At 55.7% G+C, this 17,469-nt stretch carries 18 protein-coding genes; 8 read left to right on the top strand and 10 right to left on the bottom strand.

The window, feature by feature from the left end; genetic code table 11:
• Window positions 1-119 precede the first annotated feature (119 nt).
• Window positions 120-1,223: an adenosylhomocysteinase gene (locus M2406_RS00375; protein WP_259187864.1), complete on the bottom strand. Its 1,104-nt coding sequence runs from the start codon at window positions 1,221-1,223 to the stop codon at window positions 120-122.
• Window positions 1,224-1,318: 95 nt separating this feature from the next.
• Here M2406_RS00375 and M2406_RS00370 point away from each other — a divergent pair, with 95 nt between their 5' ends.
• Window positions 1,319-1,882, top strand: coding sequence for a DedA family protein (locus M2406_RS00370; RefSeq protein WP_012005784.1), 564 nt, complete (start codon window positions 1,319-1,321; stop codon window positions 1,880-1,882).
• Between the two features lie 2 nt (window positions 1,883-1,884).
• On the opposite strand, the gene M2406_RS00365 is transcribed toward M2406_RS00370, so the two are convergent.
• Together M2406_RS00365 and M2406_RS00360 are read right to left on the bottom strand one after the other, a co-directional pair.
• On the bottom strand, window positions 1,885-2,511 hold the full coding sequence (locus tag M2406_RS00365) for a LysE family translocator (protein WP_259187862.1): 627 nt from the start codon (window positions 2,509-2,511) through the stop codon (window positions 1,885-1,887).
• Between the two features lie 75 nt (window positions 2,512-2,586).
• Complete coding sequence (locus M2406_RS00360; protein ID WP_259187861.1) at window positions 2,587-3,480, bottom strand: LysR family transcriptional regulator; 894 nt, start codon at window positions 3,478-3,480, stop codon at window positions 2,587-2,589.
• Window positions 3,481-3,606: 126 nt separating this feature from the next.
• On the opposite strand from M2406_RS00360, the gene M2406_RS00355 reads away from it, so the two are divergent.
• Both M2406_RS00355 and ansP read left to right on the top strand, forming a co-directional pair.
• On the top strand, window positions 3,607-4,044 hold the full coding sequence (locus M2406_RS00355) for a PACE efflux transporter (protein ID WP_012005782.1): 438 nt from the start codon (window positions 3,607-3,609) through the stop codon (window positions 4,042-4,044).
• Window positions 4,045-4,532: 488 nt separating this feature from the next.
• Window positions 4,533-5,996: an L-asparagine permease gene (gene ansP, locus M2406_RS00350; RefSeq protein ID WP_115183013.1), complete on the top strand. Its 1,464-nt coding sequence runs from the start codon at window positions 4,533-4,535 to the stop codon at window positions 5,994-5,996.
• Between the two features lie 215 nt (window positions 5,997-6,211).
• Here ansP and M2406_RS00345 read toward each other — a convergent pair whose 3' ends face one another.
• Complete coding sequence (locus M2406_RS00345; protein WP_259187860.1) at window positions 6,212-6,991, bottom strand: 2OG-Fe(II) oxygenase; 780 nt, start codon at window positions 6,989-6,991, stop codon at window positions 6,212-6,214.
• A 111-nt stretch (window positions 6,992-7,102) separates the two neighbouring features.
• Here M2406_RS00345 and M2406_RS00340 point away from each other — a divergent pair, with 111 nt between their 5' ends.
• Entirely contained in the window at window positions 7,103-8,005 is a 903-nt protein-coding gene (locus M2406_RS00340) for a LysR substrate-binding domain-containing protein (protein ID WP_259187858.1), read from the top strand.
• A 15-nt stretch (window positions 8,006-8,020) separates the two neighbouring features.
• Here M2406_RS00340 and M2406_RS00335 read toward each other — a convergent pair whose 3' ends face one another.
• The gene (locus tag M2406_RS00335; RefSeq protein ID WP_012005778.1) at window positions 8,021-8,875 is read right to left on the bottom strand and encodes an ATP-grasp fold amidoligase family protein; all 855 of its coding nucleotides are present in this window, start codon (window positions 8,873-8,875) and stop codon (window positions 8,021-8,023) included.
• 154 nt (window positions 8,876-9,029) lie between these two features.
• Here M2406_RS00335 and M2406_RS00330 point away from each other — a divergent pair, with 154 nt between their 5' ends.
• On the top strand, window positions 9,030-10,328 hold the full coding sequence (locus M2406_RS00330; RefSeq protein WP_115183014.1) for an oligosaccharide flippase family protein: 1,299 nt from the start codon (window positions 9,030-9,032) through the stop codon (window positions 10,326-10,328).
• On the opposite strand, the gene M2406_RS00325 is transcribed toward M2406_RS00330, so the two are convergent.
• Window positions 10,325-10,906, bottom strand: a complete 582-nt coding sequence (locus tag M2406_RS00325) for a hypothetical protein (RefSeq protein WP_115183015.1) — start codon at window positions 10,904-10,906, stop codon at window positions 10,325-10,327. The two genes, M2406_RS00330 and M2406_RS00325, sit on opposite strands and share 4 nt — an antisense overlap.
• Before the next feature lie 132 nt (window positions 10,907-11,038).
• On the opposite strand from M2406_RS00325, the gene M2406_RS00320 reads away from it, so the two are divergent.
• Window positions 11,039-11,938, top strand: coding sequence for a LysR substrate-binding domain-containing protein (locus M2406_RS00320; protein WP_012005775.1), 900 nt, complete (start codon window positions 11,039-11,041; stop codon window positions 11,936-11,938).
• Between the two features lie 24 nt (window positions 11,939-11,962).
• Here M2406_RS00320 and M2406_RS00315 read toward each other — a convergent pair whose 3' ends face one another.
• Window positions 11,963-12,817: a DMT family transporter gene (locus M2406_RS00315; RefSeq protein ID WP_259187856.1), complete on the bottom strand. Its 855-nt coding sequence runs from the start codon at window positions 12,815-12,817 to the stop codon at window positions 11,963-11,965.
• Between the two features lie 81 nt (window positions 12,818-12,898).
• Here M2406_RS00315 and M2406_RS00310 point away from each other — a divergent pair, with 81 nt between their 5' ends.
• Together M2406_RS00310 and M2406_RS00305 are read left to right on the top strand one after the other, a co-directional pair.
• Window positions 12,899-13,837 (top strand): LysR substrate-binding domain-containing protein, encoded by a 939-nt coding sequence (locus tag M2406_RS00310; RefSeq protein WP_259187855.1) that lies wholly within the window; start codon window positions 12,899-12,901, stop codon window positions 13,835-13,837.
• 75 nt (window positions 13,838-13,912) lie between these two features.
• Window positions 13,913-14,674, top strand: coding sequence for an arylamine N-acetyltransferase (locus tag M2406_RS00305; RefSeq protein ID WP_259187854.1), 762 nt, complete (start codon window positions 13,913-13,915; stop codon window positions 14,672-14,674).
• Window positions 14,675-14,753: 79 nt separating this feature from the next.
• Here the strand turns inward: M2406_RS00305 and M2406_RS00300 are convergent, their stop codons facing one another.
• From M2406_RS00300 to M2406_RS00290, 3 genes are all read right to left on the bottom strand, one after another.
• Entirely contained in the window at window positions 14,754-14,924 is a 171-nt protein-coding gene (locus M2406_RS00300) for a hypothetical protein (RefSeq protein ID WP_017892007.1), read from the bottom strand.
• A gap of 65 nt (window positions 14,925-14,989) precedes the next feature.
• Window positions 14,990-15,547, bottom strand: a complete 558-nt coding sequence (locus M2406_RS00295) for a LuxR C-terminal-related transcriptional regulator (RefSeq protein WP_115183018.1) — start codon at window positions 15,545-15,547, stop codon at window positions 14,990-14,992.
• Between the two features lie 54 nt (window positions 15,548-15,601).
• Entirely contained in the window at window positions 15,602-17,308 is a 1,707-nt protein-coding gene (locus M2406_RS00290; RefSeq protein WP_259187850.1) for a PglL family O-oligosaccharyltransferase, read from the bottom strand.
• Between the last annotated feature and the right edge of the window lie 161 nt (window positions 17,309-17,469).

The raw sequence follows: 17,469 nt of genomic DNA, 5'->3' as shown, positions 1-17,469 counted from the left end.
ATATGTGAGGGATCTGAAGTTGGCACTGGGATTATGCAAGCCGATTTGTGACAAATTCTGTCGAACAAAAAATTGCGCAAACCGCGAGCGCTCTGGGATAAGCGCCCGCGAGAGAAAAGTTACAGCGCCGGCTGCCAGGCCGACTGCGGCAACAGATATAAACCGGGCTGCTGCCGGGCACCGTCACCGACAATATGACCAATGCCCGCCGCCATCACTGCCAGCGTCACGTCAAAGGCATTCAGGCTGTCGCCGTAGCCCGCCGTCAGGTTGAACATCGAGCCGTTGGCCAGTAAATACAGGGTTTTATCTTCCAGTTGGTAGGCGTTTACAAACGGCATAGGCTCGCTGTGCGGCAGGTTTTGCAGGAAGCCAACGTCAATTTCCGCCGTCACATGACCCACATTGAGAATGAACACCCCGTCCTTCGCCTGCTGCAGATGCCGCGCCGACAGCACGTTTTTTGCCCCGGTGGCGGTAGCAATCACATCGGCCTGGCTTACTGCGTTGGCAAGACTGACCACTGCCCAGTCGTCATAGCGTGCCTGCAGCGCCCTCGCCGGATCGATTTCTGCCACGATCACCTGCCCGCCGTAGGTTTTCGCCGCCGCCGCGACGCCCTGCCCAACCAAACCATAACCGATCACCAGCACGCATTTTTCATGCAGCGTTAAATGGGTGGTCTGGAAGAAAGTGTGCCAGGCGGTCAGGCCGACCATATGGCGGTTATGCAGCCCTTCTTTTACCGGCAGGTCATCCCAGTTGAAGATCGGATAGCGCGGCGCCATGCCGTTCAACCTACTGATGCCGGAACCGGTGGCCTCCAGCCCGGCGATAATTTGCGGGCCATCGACTGACTGATGCAGACGGGTGGTCAAATCCGCCCCCATTTCGCACAGGTGGGTCGGTCCCCAGGCCAATGCGCGGTCGAACGATGCCGACCAGTCGGCGTCGCTCATGTCACGCCAGGCGTGAGCCTGTGCTCCGCGGCGCTCCAGCCAGGCCACCACGTCATCCTGCACCGTAGTTGGGTTGCAGGTGGTCAGATAAATCGCCGCGCCCTTGTCCAGCAGGCCAGCCACCAGCGGTGCCATTTTCAAATCCAGATGCATATTGCACGCCAGCCGTACGCCGCTTAAATCCGGTAATGCCGCTACCGCCGCCCGGGTGCGTGGCATATGCCGCATCGCCCAGTCCAGTTCGCTCTCAAAATCCTGATACATCTGTTGCTCCTCTACGGCTGCGTCGCGCCGACAGGGCGCGGCTGACTGACAGGGAGTATACTGACCCTTATGTATTAAAGACATAGGGGATCGGGATGGCGGATTTGGCCCACTACATTACGGATTACGGCTACTGGGCGCTGTTTATCGGCTGCCTGGCCGAAGGCGAAACCATCACTCTGCTGGGGGGGATTGCCGCGCACCAGGGGTTACTGCATCTGCCCTGGGTGATTGCGGTGGTGGCATTGGGGGGCACATTAGGGGATCAGATCCTGTATTTCCTTGGTCGGCGCTTCGGCGGAAAGGTGATTTCACGCATGAAGAGCCAGGAAAAGCGCATTGAACGCGCCAGGAAGCTGATTGCCCGCCACCCGATGCTGTTCGTGATTGGCGTGCGGTTTATGTATGGTTTTCGCATCATTGGCCCGGTGTTAATCGGTGCCAGCAAACTGCCGCCGTCGCGCTTTGTCCCGTTGAATATTCTGGGCGCCATCCTGTGGGCAACAATCTTTGTGTTGCTGGGCTATTTCGGCGGTGAAGCTATCGCCCGGTTTATCTCGGGCTTCGACAAACGGCTGACCAGCGTGCTGTTCTGCGCACTGGTGATCGCCGTTATCTTGCTGCTGCGATTTTGGTGGCGCCGCCGCCATGCCGACTAGGATTATCGGTTTAACATCAATTTCAGGCCGAGCAAGGCCAGCACTCCGCCGCCCAACCGATCAAACCAGGCTTTAAACCGCAGATAGGTGCGGCGCGGGCGCGGTGACGACAGCACAAAGGCCACAAAGGCGTACCACAGCACATCGATAGTCAGCGCGATCAGCGGCAACACAAGGTACATCACCGGTGATATTTTGTGGCTGAGCAACGCGGCAAACACGCTGCCGAACACAATGGCAGTGTTGGGGTTGCCCAGTTGAGTCAACAGGCCGGTGGTAAACGCCTTGCGAAAGCCCAGATGCTGCTCACCGACCGCTTCCACATTCAGCGGCTGAGTGGCCCCGCGCAGCATTTTGCAAGCCAGATAGACAAGATAAGCGCCTCCCAGCACTTTTAACGTGGTGTAAAGCCACGGCAGCGCCAGCAGCAAAGATTGCAGCCCCAACAGGGCAATGAGCGCAAAGATAAAGCAGCCGACGCCCATACCCAACGCAACCGCCATACCGTCGCGACGCGAAGAGGCCACCGCGGTACGCGCAACCAGAATAAAGCTTTGCCCTGGACTCATTGCCCCCAGCGTAATCGCCCCGCTAATGCTCAGTACCGATAATGCCGTCTCGCTTAACATGCTAGCTGCCCCCATAGTGATCCCATCACTCAAAGTAGCTCAGCGAAGAAAATAAAAGCAATGCAATAGCGGGGATTATTCCGTTTGCGGCCTGTCCCGCATTAACGCCACCAGTTCATGGGCGGCCTTCTCCAGCGGCCTGTTTTTCTGCCAGATCAGGTGCATCGGCAGGCGCAGTTCGTTTTTGGTGTTTTTGAATTTCAACCTGACCAGCCGTTGCTGCGCCAACAAGGGCGCGGTCAACGACAGCGGGAAATTCCCCCAGCCCAAACCGGCCTCCACCATGCTCAGCGCCATCGGCAGGCTGTCGGTACGCCAATAGGATTCAGCCACCTGCGGCCGCAGATCGGTAATCGGCAAATCGCGGCTGGCCACCATAATCTGCCGTACGTTAACCAAATCTTCGAGAAACAGCTCGTCTGCCGCCCCGTTCAGCGCCGGGTGCGAAGGTGAGAGCGTAGCAACCAGTGATTCAGCGCCGACAAAGTGGAACTGCTCCTGGCTGTTGATATTGAGCCCGCCGAACGCCAGAGCAACGCCAATCCTGCCCTGATGCAGCATATGCAACACGTCGTCCTGCGGGGCGGTCAGCACTTCGATATTCAGCAACGGGTAGCGTTCCGCCAGCGTTTTGACCGCAGCCAACAGGCCGCTGCTGTTGATGTCCGAGGCGACACCGACCGACAGAGTGCTTTCCAGCCCCTGGGATAATTCGATGGCGTGGTTCTGTAGTTGTTTTAGCTGATCGGCGATCAGCCGCGCATGCGGCGCCAGTGCCAACGCCAGCGGGGTGGGCAACGGTTCCCGGTGTGAGCGATCAAACAACTGAAACCCCAGTTCCGCCTCCATGTTGGCGATCCCCATGCTGACCGCCGAAGGGACACGCCGCAGCGAGCGGGCAGCAGCGGAAAACGACCCGCGATCCAGTACCGCCAGAAACAGCTCAATGTTATCGCTGGAAAAGTTCATTGCATCACCTGTCAGCAAAACTGACAGCTCCTGACTTTTTCTATCAATATGATTGACGGTATCTTACTCGTCAGACGGCAAAAGGTCACCCGACCACCAAGCCAAAAATCAGTCAGGAGATGAGTAATGCAAGGCGTTAAACGCAAACTGGTGTATGTCACCGCCTATGAAATTATCGGTATGGCGATCTCCGCACTCGGGCTGGCATTGCTTTCCGGCACCGCCCCCAGCAGTACCGGGCCGCTGGCGGTGATCATCACCACCATCGCAGTCAGCTGGAACTTCATCTATAACTCACTGTTTGAGCTGTGGGAAAGCCGCCAGGCAACGCGTGGCCGTACGCTCAAGCGCCGTATTTTGCATGCCATAGGCTTTCAGCTGACGCTGGTGATGTACCTGATCCCGCTGATCGCCTGGTGGATGGGAATTACGCTGTGGCAGGCGCTGCTGCTGGATATGGCGCTGATCGTCATTATCCCGTGCTACACCTTTGTGTTTAACTGGGCGTTCGACAAAATATTCGGTTTGCCTGCGTCGGCCCTGCCGGTCGGGGAATCAGCCTAAAATCGCCCCCTTCCCATGATGTTCCTCGCCTGTGGCAATATCGCCGCAGGCGAAGTGAAGTTTATTACCCCCACCTTTTTTCTCATCGCGAATAAATAAGCAAAATCCCCTGTAGTTTGCACGGTAATTATTATTCTGTGATTTTCATCACCTTTTATTACTCGTTATTTCCGTCTTGATAAAATCAATCATCTTATTGAATAATATGTTCTTTTGTATATGGAACAAAAAATAAACACACTTGTTCACGATTTATACGCAGGATTTTTTGCCACATTTCCAGAGAAAAGGTAGCATGCCTCGCCGTTATTTAACGGCAGCTGTTCATATAATATACGCTATGAATTTCATTGCTGAAGATCGAAACACGACGGGTATAAACAACAGAATGATGCCATGACCTCATTCTCATCACGGTTGGTAGTAGCAATCGTTTGCTCCGAAGCTGGGGCAGGATAATTTTACAGACGGGTAAAACAGGACGAACGATGCAATCACAAAAAAAATCGGCGCATGAGCAACATGCAGCCAGAAGACGATGGTTAGACTCCCACGAATCCGGTTATCACAAAAGTATGGGCAACCGGCAGATTCAAATGATCGCCATCGGCGGTTCAATAGGTACCGGCCTGTTCCTCGGCACCGGCGGCCGGCTGGAACTGGCGGGGCCGGCGCTGGCGCTGGTGTATCTGGTCTGCGGTATCTTCTCTTTCTTCATTCTGCGGGCATTGGGCGAACTGGTTTTACACCGCCCTACCAGCGGCAGCTTTGTTTCTTACGCCCGCGAGTTCCTCGGTGAAAAAGCCTCTTACGTCGCCGGCTGGATGTATTTCCTCAACTGGGCGATGACCGGTATCGTCGACATCACGGCGGTAGCGCTGTATATGCACTATTGGGGTACTTTTGCCGATGTGCCGCAGTGGTTGTTTGCCCTCTGCGCCCTCGGGGTGGTCGCCACCATGAACATGATCGGCGTGAAGTGGTTCGCCGAAATGGAGTTCTGGTTCGCCCTGATCAAAGTGGTCGCCATCGCGCTGTTCCTGGTGGTCGGCGTGGTGTTGCTCGGCACCGGCACCCCGGTGGCAGGCAACACCACCGGCCTGCACCTGATTACCGAAAACGGCGGCATGTTCCCGCATGGCCTGCTGCCTGCGTTGGTGCTGGTACAAGGGGTGATATTCGCCTTTGCCGGGATTGAGCTGATCGGCACCGCCGCCGGCGAGTGCAAGGATCCGGCCAAAATGCTGCCGAAGGCTATCAACAGCGTTATTTGGCGCATCGGCCTGTTCTACGTTGGTTCGGTGGTGCTGCTGGTGTTACTGCTGCCGTGGAACGCCTACCAGGCGGGCCAAAGCCCGTTCGTCACCTTCTTCAGCAAGCTGGGCGTGCCCTATATCGGCACCATCATGAACATCGTGGTGTTAACTGCCGCGCTCTCCAGCCTGAACTCGGGCCTGTACTCCACCGGCCGTATTCTGCGTTCGCTGTCGATGGGTGGCTCGGCGCCGAAATTTATGGCCAAAATGAGCGGCCAGCAGGTGCCTTATGCCGGGATCCTGGTGACCTGCGGTATCTACGTGATCGGGGTGGTATTGAACTATCTGGTGCCTTCACAGGTGTTTGAGATCGTGTTGAACATCGCTTCGCTGGGCATTATCAGCTCCTGGGCATTTATCATCGTCTGCCAGATGCGTCTGCGTAAGGCGGTGCGTGAAGGCCGTGCCAAGCCGGTTACCTTCAAGATGCCTGGCGCACCGGTCACCTCCTGGCTGACGTTGGCGTTCCTGCTGGCGGTGGTGGTCATGATGGCGTTTGACTACCCGAACGGCACCTGGACCATTGCAACCATTCCTGTGCTGGTCGTGCTGCTGGTGCTGGGCTGGTTTGGCCTGCGCAAGCGCGCGCAGGAAGTGAAACTGGAACAGCAGGCGCACGAAGAAGCCCATCACTGAGTTTTTAAACTGCCCCAACCGGGGTAATGCTTGTAAGTTAAGGTGATATGGTTCCCTCTCCTTTGGGAGAGGGTTAGGGTGAGGGGATACATACCAACGCGAAAGCCCCTCTCCCTCGGGAGAGGGGGTCGCCCACTTAAACAACGTCGTACATTCTTATTCAGAACTTTGCTTAACTGATCGGCATTCCCCCAACCGGGGCAGTTTTATTCCCCTTACACCCGGCCGTAAAAGGTCATTCTGGCGCTTTCCGACAGCGCGATATCCGGTTGTGCATTATAAGCCAGCACCACCAGCATGCGGGTGATGTCACCTTCGGTCGGCGTGACCCGATGCATGGCGTTGCGGCCACGGAACAGCACCAAATCCCCCTCTTCCATCGCCAACGGCTTCACCGCTCGTTCACCGTCGAGCACCTGAGAAACCCCGGCGTAATTCATCTCGCCGCGGTCGGCATCGCGCAGGTTTTCCACATATTCAAAGCGTCCACCGGCCTGCGGTTTCTGGATCAACAGCGTGATGGCGAACGACGAGTTATCGAAATGCCAACCCAGTTCCTGCCCGCGATGGGCATAGTGCAGATTGATCGACGACAGGCGATCGGCGTAGGGATACAGACACTGTTCTTCCAGCACCGCGCAGAGAAAATCGCGGAACGGCTGCGCGTCATACAGTGTGCGCAGCGGTGATTGCGGTGGGATCTCCTCATCGGTAATGCAGCCCTTGGACGAGACCACCAGCCGGTTGCGTGCATGATCGGCCGGCAGCGTTTCATCCTGCGGCCTGAGATAGACGTTATGCTTGCTGGCGGCATAAAACGCCGCATGGCTGTGCTCCGCCCCTTCCAGACGGATAGTCGCCAGCGCCGCCGCCGTCAGAAAGCCCGGCAGCACCAGCGCGCCCGCCGTATCCAGCGTAGTTTTGCATTGCGCCCGAAAGGCCGGATCACCAATCGGGTTGGCGGTTAAATCAACGATATGAGCAAGTGGCTGCATCAGAGACTCCTTAGGCATAGCGGCCGGATAACCCACTGTAGCGAATGCCGGATTGCCGTAATAACAAAAATACGTTAAGGATGAGCTAACCATTTCTTAGCGATAAGCGCCATGAGCCCAACTTCCCGTCCCCGGCTGCCCAAACTGAACGCCATTCTGGCGTTTGAAACCGCCGCCCGCACCGGCAGCCTGGCCAAAGCGGCAGACCAGCTGGCATTGACCGCCGCCGCCGTCAGCCAACAGATCCGCCAGCTTGAGCAGCAGCTGGGTATTGTGCTGTTTATCCGCGCTAAAAGCGGCGTGACGCTGACCGAGCAGGGAGCGGACTACCTGGCCTACGTGCAACAGGCCTTCGAAACCTTGCGCGTGGCACAACAGCATGTCGATCGCCAGCGGGGCAAGGAAACGCTGACGGTATTCGCCTTGCCGGCATTGGCATCAAAATGGCTGAATCCGGCGATCGGCGATTGGCTGGCCCGGCATCCACAGGTGGATATCCGCCTGCACGCCACCCATGCCGAAGTCGATTTCGCCGCTTCCGCGGCGGACTTTGCCCTGTGTTTTGGCGATCAGGACTACCCGCTGTTGGAAAAAGTGCGGCTGTTTCAGGACTGCGTGCAGCCGGTTTGCAGCCCGCAATTGCAGGCCGGCGGCGACTGGACCCAACGGCCGCTGATCCATGTAGATTGGGGCAAGGAAAGTCAGTTCCTGCCAGGCTGGCATGACTGGTTCAGCGCCGCCGGGTTGCCGCCGCCACAGCGGCGTGGCCTGACCTATAACCTGACCTCACTGGCGATTGACGCCGCGGTCGAGGGCCACGGCATTTTGCTCGGCCAGCAGCGGCTGATCCAGCGCGAACTGGCCAGGGGGACGCTGGTGCCGCTGGCAGAACCGGCACTGCCGCTCAGCAAGCCCTACTACCTGGTTTATCCGCAACGCACGCTGGACAAACCCAAAGCGGCGGAGTTTCTCAGATGGTTGCAAAGCATTGCGCCAGTAGACAGTGACCGCTAAAGGCTGCAGCAGCCACTACCCGGCTTTGGACATCATCTCGCCCAGCAACAGGTTGGTCGCACGCGGCAGGTAAACCTCGTTGCCCGCACCGGGGGTCAGCGTCAGTTCACCAATGTAGATTTGCTCGCGGGTGAGATAGAAGTCTACGCGGCAATAGTCCAAATCTGCCGCAACGGCTTTCGCCACCCGGATCATTTCATCCCAGAACGCCGGTTTTTCATACAGTGTATTGACCTGCGGGATATCCGCCTGGGTAAAGAAACAGTGATGCGCATGCTCGTCCAAAAACTCCAGTGAGGTCGGCTCAGGCCCGCCACGTAACAGCTCTACGAATAAATAAGCGTGCCGGCCGTTAAAAACATGCACCTTGTAGTCAATCAGCTCACCTGCAGTTTCTATATCCAATAGCTGTTCGACGATAATTTTCTGCGGGATACTGTCGTAGTGTTTTTCGCGAAACCTTTTCCAATAGGTTATTTCAGACCATTCATTAAGAATCTTCGCAATATCGGAGAAAGTAACTTCGTTTTTATCTTTGACTATCTTTACCTGTTGCGATGCATTATTGGTTTTGATAACAAACGATTGAGGCAATGAAAGGTAATCTTGTTCGGTAAAATTATCACTGATCATAATGATGGGGGTTAGGTACTTTTCCGATACCCGCTGTGAAATATAGTCTCTGACTGCCACCTTATCCGCTAACATACTGAAATCACGGTATGGATAGCGCATGCGCCGATAAATTTTCTCTGAAAATGTCTTGGGGGATTTGAAGTTAACCCAGGCGCCATGGGCAAGATAGTGGCTGACTTGATAATAGATAAAATCGGGCGCGGCCCGATAGAGTCGTTTTGCGAGTTTTCTCATTCTTCTCTTTCTTCCATGAATCTAGCATAGGGATAAATGCTGCTGACATTCCGATTATTGCATCTTAATTATAAAACCCTGTGGGTCATTCCTTACAGAGGGTAAGGAAATAATCGGATGATTCCTATTATAAGATGCGACAGGGAAAGTCCCCATGAAATTAAAATTCATAGATATCAATATCGTGAGAAATGCGTTTTGGATGATATCCGAAAAAATGGTGTCTATCCTTGGCGTTATTTTTATCACCGCCTATATGGCGAGATATATCGGCCCGGAAAGCTTTGGCAAAATCACCTTTGCCACCGCGATTTTCGCCATTACTCAAACGCTGGCGCTGCTGGGCTCTGATACCGTGCTGTTCAAGCGGATTAGCCGCAACCCGGCCTCGGGAACGGCATTGATGTTTTCCACCAACCGGCTGCGTCAGGGCTGCTTTGTGCTGTTCTCTGCGGCAATATTGATTTACACCGGGCTACGGGAAGATTTCATTACCTTCTACTTTTGCGCCGCCACCTTTGTCGCCAGCTTCTTCTCACTCAGGGACGTTTTCACCATCTATCATGATGCCCGTCTGGAGTCGCGCTTCAATACGCTGGCCAACGTCAGCGGGCTGGGCAGTGCGCTGCTGGTGCGTTATCTGATCGTTTATTTTGACCTGCACCTGTATTACCTGGCGATCCCGATCGTGATGGTTTATTTGATCCCCTACCTGATCCGCCACCATATCTATCACCGCCGTAATCCGCGCTTTGTCGCACCAGGGCGCGTTCGCCGCAAATACGTGCGCTATCTGCTCGCCAGCGGCCTGCCCCTGGCGGTTTCCAATGTCTCCATCGCCATCTACACCCGGCTGGCACAGTTGTTCCTGATGTGGTTCGTCTCCGCCGAAGCGCTGGGAATTTACTCCGTTGCCATTACGCTGGCCACCGCCTGGATGTTTGTCACCGATGCGGTGATCACCTCGTTTTTCGCTAAAATATTCGCTTATCAACGTGATGACGCCATGCGCACCGCCGCCAAACTCAATGGGCTGGTGCTGGCGATTGCCGCCGCGATCGTCGCCGGCATCTTTTTGCTCGGCAAACCGGTGATTGTGCTGCTGTACGGCGAGCAGTATTTAGCGGCTTACCCGGCGATGGGGGTGTTGGCGGTTGCCACCCTGCTTTCCGCCCTGGGCACCCTGGCCTACAAATACATTGTGATTTTCTCCGGCTACGGCTTCTTGTCGAAGAAGATGTTCCTGGTATTTATCATCAATATTCCGCTGTCGTACTGCCTGATCCGCCAATACGGCATGATGGGCGCGGCCTACAGCACCCTGCTGACCGAATTGTTGTCGCTGACCCTCCTCAACTACTTCTTCCGCCGTGGCACCGTATTGCAGATGCACCTGCGCTCGCTCAATCCTTTGACCTATATCCGGCGACCGGTTAGTCACATCAACGGCTAGCTCTCCAGCTCGACCACCCTTACGTACAGGGCCGCAAGTAGCGACAGGTCAATCAACATGGCAAAAGCGTAGGGGAAACCCGTTATTCCGCTAAAACTCGATTGGATCAGCAGGACAGCCGCAACCGCAAGGATACTCCCTGCAATCAGCAGTGCGCGTCGGCGCAGTCCATGGCCGTCGTTGTGGGTGCCTCGACGTATCGCGGCGCTGTAAACCATTCCCTGACCCAAGCCGCAAATAGCCATTGCCGAAAACAGCTGCAGGTCGTTTGGCAGACCATGCAATACCAGGATCAGCAGCAAGGTGCCGACGGCACTGATGACAAACCCATGGCGTACCAGGCTCAGGCGACTTTTGCTCTGGAACACTTTCAGCTGCATTAAAAATACGGCCAAAACAAAGGCAATACTCAAGCAGGCCAGCAAAGCGATCAGCAGCAGCGGGTTCTCCAGCGCATAGAGTTTCAGTAACAGTGCAACTTGCGCTACCAGCCCACTGACTAAAAGAATACCGGCATTGGTTTGCGCCTGCTGTTGCGCAGACGCGGCAAAAGGGACGGATAAAGGAGACGTGCTCATAATGATCCTCACTATATAAAAGCGGCGATAGAAAATTTTTTTCATCCTTACAAGGAGGTATGTTGAGCCTATCGCATATATAATCAGGCAATCAAAGTCAGAGTTTTCACCCATGGATGAAAATAACTCATCATGAAATCTTCCCGTTTACCGCCGCTGGGTGCACTGCGCGCCTTCCATGCGGTTGCCGATTGCCTTAGCTTCAAGCAGGCTGCCGGGCAACTGAATGTCAGCGCTACCGCTGTCAGCCATCAAATCCGTTTGATTGAATCCATGCTGGAATGCCGCGTGTTCGAACGCAACGCGCAGGGGGTGAAACTGACCGAGGCCGGACACTTGCTGTATACGGGCACGCAATCTGCCTTTACCGCCCTGGAAGAGTCGGTAAAAAAAATAGATCAGGCCAGACAACCTCCGGCGCTGACCATCACCACCACCTCGAACTTTTTGACCAATTGGCTGGTGCTGCGCCTTGAAAGCTTTAAGGCGCAATTTCCCGAGATTGATTTACACCTGCATACCAGCGTGCAAAGCGTCGACTTAACGCAGCGTACCGTCGACGTAGCCATACGTTATCGTGAAACCGCTGAAATAGGCCTTCACAGTACCTTGCTGTATGAGGATCGGTTTATCGTGGTTGCCAGCCCGGCACTGGCCTTGAATACCCTGAGCGACCTGCACCGCACGACGCTGTTTCACGTCGAGAACAGGCATGTTCCTGCCGAAAACCCTGACTGGAAACACTGGCAGCAAGGTTACGGGCCGGAGAACCTGAATATTTCAAGAGGCCTGTATTTCAGCGATGAAACCCATGCGCTGCAGGCCGCCGTGGCAGGGCAAGGGGTGGTTATTGCCAGTAAGTTGCTGGCAGAAGATTTGATAAAACGCAAAATGCTGGTGGCACCGTTCGATCTATCTTTACCCGGCGCGAATTATTATCTGGTGACGCTGGAAGACACTGCCGATCGCCCTGACGTCGTGTCATTACGCAACTGGATGCAGAAAAATATGCACCCCGGCCCGCTGGAGTAAGGACTTATTGGCTGAGCCTGGAGCTTAATGCCAATGCAGCACCACGGCACCGGCCAATACCGTTAACACGCCCAGCCACTGTAGGGCGGCAAGGCGCTCACGTAGCAGCAAAGCGCCCAGCAGCGCGGCAATACCGCCAGACAGGGTGCTAAGCACCGTTACCACCGCCACCGATCCGCCACCGGCCCCTACGGCAAAGGCGCTAAAGCCCCCCAGGTTGAGCAAACTGGCGGCCAGCAGTAGCCCGCCCTGCCGCCAGCCTGGGCGTGCCACCAACGCACGCCGGTTAGTGCTCAGCGCCAGCAGGGCCGTCAGCCCGAGCGTATAGCCGAGCCACAGGCTGACACTCGGCCCCAGCACCGGCAGCGTGTATTTCCCCTGCAGCCAAAAACCGGTGCCATAACAGCACGCAGCGATCAGCGCGAAGGCTATCGCCGGTAAGGTCGACGAAGAGTTTTCCGGCTGCCGCGCAGGGCTGACGGCGGTCAGCATCACCCCCAGCAAACAAATAACCAGCCCCGTAAGGGTAAGCCCCGCCAAAGGTTCGCCACTTAGCCACGACAACAGCGTGGTAACCGCACCGTAGCTGGTGACCAGAGGGGCCACCATCGCCGCCTTGCCAATAGCGAAGGCCTGCGACAGCACCAATGAACCGCCTACGATCAGGGCAGCGGCCAGCAATGCCAGCCCCCAAACCACGCCGGAAGTCGCAAAGACAGGAACCACCGTTGCCGGTAATAAGGCAGTAAAAATCACAAAGCCAATCGCCTGCGAAAAAAATACCGCCCTGCGCACCCCCACCGATCGGGCGTTGATACCGACCAAAAAATCCGTGCCGCCCCAGCACAGTGCGGCAGCCAGCCCCATCACAATGTCCACACGATACTCCCGTCGAATATTTGCCCTAAAAGTAAGCAAAAAATCACTTGTGGAACATCGATAGATTGGCAATATGGTTGAATGAAACTCAAGCTGAACGCTCAACCTCGCCTGCCCTCCCTGAAAGCCTTGCACACTTTCGAGGTGGCGGCGCGCTGCGCCAGTTTTACCGAGGCAGCGGAGGAGTTGAACGTCACGCTGGGGGCGGTCAGCCGCCAGATACGTCACCTGGAAAATGAGCTGGGCGTCGAGCTGTTTCACCGCAAGGGGAACGCGGTGGCGCTAAACGACACCGGCAAACAACTGGCCATCGACGTGACTCGCGCACTGACGTTGCTGCAAAAAGCCAGCGATCGCGTCCGGCCAGAGCAACAGCAAACGCTGAAGCTGACCTGCACGTTGGGCATTGCCAGCCATTGGCTGGCGGCACGACTACCGGCACTGCGCCGTGCCGATCCTGATGTTTCACTGGTGCTGGACGCCAACGAAAGCCTGCGTGACCTGGCCAATGGTGAAGCAGACATCGCCATCCGTTACAGCCCCACCGCCAACCCGCCGCCGCACTCCAGCGAACTGCTCGCCGATGCCTTCGCGCCGTTAGCCAGCCCGGCCTTTCTTGCCGCGCACCCTCGTCACATTACGGTCACCGATTTGGCGCTGTCGCAGTTGATCCACTCGCCGTGGAAGGATGGACAGAAGATGGGTGTCGCCGGCTGGCAAGACTGGTTCGCCGCCTTTGGCGAAGGCACCCCGACACCTCGCGGTATTCTCACCTTTAACAGCGTCGGCCATGCCCTGCAGGAAGCGATAGAAGGTAACGGCATCGTACTCGGCAGCCTGGCAGTCGCGCAGGATGCCCTGGCCATCGGCAAGCTGGTTCGGGTCTTTGGCGACGACCGACAACTGCCCGCCGCCTATCATTACCGCCTGTGCTGGGCGGACAGTGCGTTCGTTAGCGCCACTACCCGCCGCTGGGTGAATCTGCTGCTGCAGGCGGCAGACCAACCCCCAGCGTTCTGACGCAGCACGTATTGCGCCCACAGCAGTGAAAAATCCAACTATTTTATAATCAATTTTTTTGCTGCGAGACACACCGTGGACAGACAACGCTACCTGCAACATATTGGATTCGCAGGCATCCCCAAGCCCGACCTCCTGACGCTGCAACAATTACACCGCTGCCATATGCTGAGCGTGCCCTTTGAGAACCTGAGCATTATTTATCGCCAGGGGATTCATCTGGAGGAACCGGCGCTGTTCAATAAAATTGTCGAACGCAACCGTGGCGGCTTTTGCTATGAGCTGAACCGGCTGTTTGCCGTGCTGTTGAAAGACATCGGCTTTAACGTACAGTTTATTTCCGGCGAAATCCGCGCGCGCGACGGCAGCTTCGGCGCGCCCTTCGACCATATGGCGCTGATGGTGGAGCTGGATCAGCCGTATCTGGTGGACGTGGGGTTTGGCGATTCGTTCCTGACGCCGCTGAAGATCACCACCACCGAGCAGCAACCGCAGACCAGCGGCACCTTCCATTTAGAACAGGAAGGCGAGACCTATTATCTGGAACGCAGAAACGGCGATAACCGCTCGCACGCCAAAACCCTGTACCGCTTTACCCTGCAAGCCTGTGAGCCGAGTGAGTTCGACGGCATGTGCCACTACCACAGCACCTCGCCGCAGTCGCATTTTACCCAGCGGCTGGTGTGTTCGCGGCCAACGGAAAATGGTCGGGTGACTATCAGCGAGAACAAACTGATTATCACCGAAGATCACCAACGCCATGAATCGACGCTGCATTCCGAAGACGAACGGCGTGCTGCGCTGATGCGGTATTTTGGTATTGATCTGGAAAGTTGAGAATATCACCGTGGCGGATGAAGCGCTTCATCCGCTAAATAGCAGCGCCTAATAGTGCTACAGATGAAGAGTGTTCAGGTTATGCGCCAGGCTTTCCATTCTGTTCAGCTAGTAAAATGCGCGCAAACACGTTTTCCATTTCACTCACTTTTTTTATAAATTCTTCCGGTGAATACACTACCCCGGCGTGTGCAATATAGTGCAGCGCCATTTCACGAGATTTTTGCGTCACCCATTGATTTCTTAACATACTCATATCCTTAAATAATAAAATTCGATCCGCCGCCATTCAGACAGCAGACTTTCGGTATAAAATTAATTAAATAACTTAGACAGCTTAACCAAAGAATAGGGCGTATTATCTAAACCCAACTTCTTCAGCGCGTTGATTTTTTGGCTGCTGATGGTTTTTATGCTCTTGCTTGTTCTGCAGGCAATTGCCGTTGGACTCAAGCCTGACAAGGTAAGTTTCAGAACGTTATATTCTATAAAAGATAAAATCTCGCGTTTCCCTTCAATGCCAGAAAACGCCTCTCCCTCTATGACTTCGCGCTCAAACACCTCAACGCCGGCCTCTTCCTCAATAAACCTAAGCGTTTTCATGGATAAATATTCCATAATTGCGATAACCCGCTTTTGCGCAATGAAGATGATATCCCGATGTCCGTAAAAATGCGCATTCCTTAGCAAGGGTAAAATGGTTGGGTAGTCGTCATCTGTAATATGAATTAAAACTATCGCCTGACCAACATCACCCCCGCTAAAATAATCCGGCCCAATAAATGCCATTTCATAGCCTGTTTTATTTTCAAAAACGGCCTTTAATGCCAGCCTGGTGAACTGGCATTGACTCATCAATAATATTTTTTTCATTTCGGCCAATACGCTAAAGAGTAAAAAGATTTCTGGAGTAGACAGTTATTGCCGTCAGAAGCTTGAGCGCGCAAACCGCCTGTCATGAGGAAACAATAACGCCGCCTCGTACCGCAGTTCATCGGCCCGAACATATTGTTGCTGTTGATACAAGATAACCAACAGGTTGGCGTAAACGTTTTTATCAATGCGGTGATTCAGATAACGCTGCGCCCATTGGGCATAGGTTTCCAGCCGCTGCTCGTCACGAGTTCGGTTAAAGGCGAGCAAGACTGCCAACTGGCGATCAAACTGCAGGCGATCGTCATGCATCCAACTCGCCCAGCCCGGCAAGGCGTCCACCTGCCGCATATCCTGCAACCCGCCGCGCTCCGCCTGGGTCAATACCAACCCGCTGTAAAACCCAGTCGCCATAACGAATAGCGCCGCCAGTGACAGGGCCGGCATCGGCAGTCGCCATCTTTTCAACCCTGCCTCGGTGCCAAGGCGCGGACTGACCAGCCGATCGAGCATTGCCAGCAACAACAGGAACACCAGCCAGTGCAGTGCCGACAGGTAAAACGGGTATTCGGTTTGGCTATGCAATGCAATCGGCAGCAGCGCCACGCATAGAGCCAACGCCTCACCCGCCGATGCCTTACCGCAGGCAAAGGCCCGCTTGTCGCGCCAGCGGGCGTGGGCCAGCAGTTTGATGCCCGCCCGCACCAAGAGCAACGCACCCAGCAGCGCGACCACGCCCCCTTCCACCCACCACAGCAGCAATTCGTTATGCGGATGACGGGCGATTTCGGTCACCGCCGTGGGCGGGGTTTGGTTAATGCGAAAATGCTGAAAACTGTACTCAAAACCGCCGTAGCCCCAGCCAAGCAGCGGCTTTTCGGCGATCATCGCCAGCGTATCGCGCAGCATGGTGTAGCGCGCATGGTTGGAGCCGGCATGGCTGGCGTAGCGCAACGCACCGCCCAGCTCACTCCCCCACCACAGCACCAGCACGCCCACCAGGGTGCCGCCGGCAACCAGCAGTGAGGCAATGGCGACAGCCTGCGGATGACGGCGGCAAAAACACAGGATAAACAGCCCCAGCACCAGGGCCCCCGCCAGCCAGCCGGTGCGGGATTGCACCCACACCAACACCATCGGCAGCAGCACCAACGCCGCGGCCAGGGCGCGGCGACGCCAGCTTTCTGCACGCGGATCCAGTCGCTGGAACCCTGGCAGCACATACGCCGCCAACGCCAGCGCCAACCCGGTGGCAATAAAACTCGCCAGCACGTTTGGCTGCTGGAATATGCCAAAGGCGCGCGAGCTGCCGGAGGGGATCCAGGATTGTGCAATTGCTGGCGCAAACAGCTGCAACAGCACGATTAATGCCTGAAGCACCGCCGCCGATAAAATCAAATACAGCACCGCATGGCGCTGGCGTGCGGTCATGCGCACCTGCAGCCAGGTGAAATAGAACGCCGCTCCGGCAAATAAACCAGCCAGCCGCCAAACGGCGGCGCTTTGCCATTCGGGCCGGGTAAATATCACCGGCAGTGCCAACAGCAAACCGGCGGCTATTATTGCGCGACAGGTCGGCGTTATCACAATTCGGCACAGCGGTGTTGCCCGCCAGCAAACCCCCATTAATAGAGCCGCACCGCCGTAGACCAGCAGATTAAACGGCAGTGCCAGCCCCGCGCCACCGGGATTGGGGATATAGATCGCCAGTGGTATAAAAAGTAAAAAGACAAATAGGAAAAAAATACGATCGAAGATCATTGGCATTACCGTATTAAAAATTGGCGAAAACATAGCATGCGTAATTCGGATTTGAGCTGGATTCCCCCGTGTCTATTTCAGCCAGCCCCGTTTATCGGCGGTATGCTGCCCATCAATTCTGGCAGCATACCGGTGTCCGACGGGCACCGCCGGGTGCCGTG

The organism is Serratia sp. BIGb0163 (assembly GCF_024809935.1).
GTDB classification, from domain to species: domain Bacteria; phylum Pseudomonadota; class Gammaproteobacteria; order Enterobacterales; family Enterobacteriaceae; genus Serratia; species Serratia quinivorans.
This window is presented reverse-complemented; position numbering and strand designations above follow the sequence as displayed.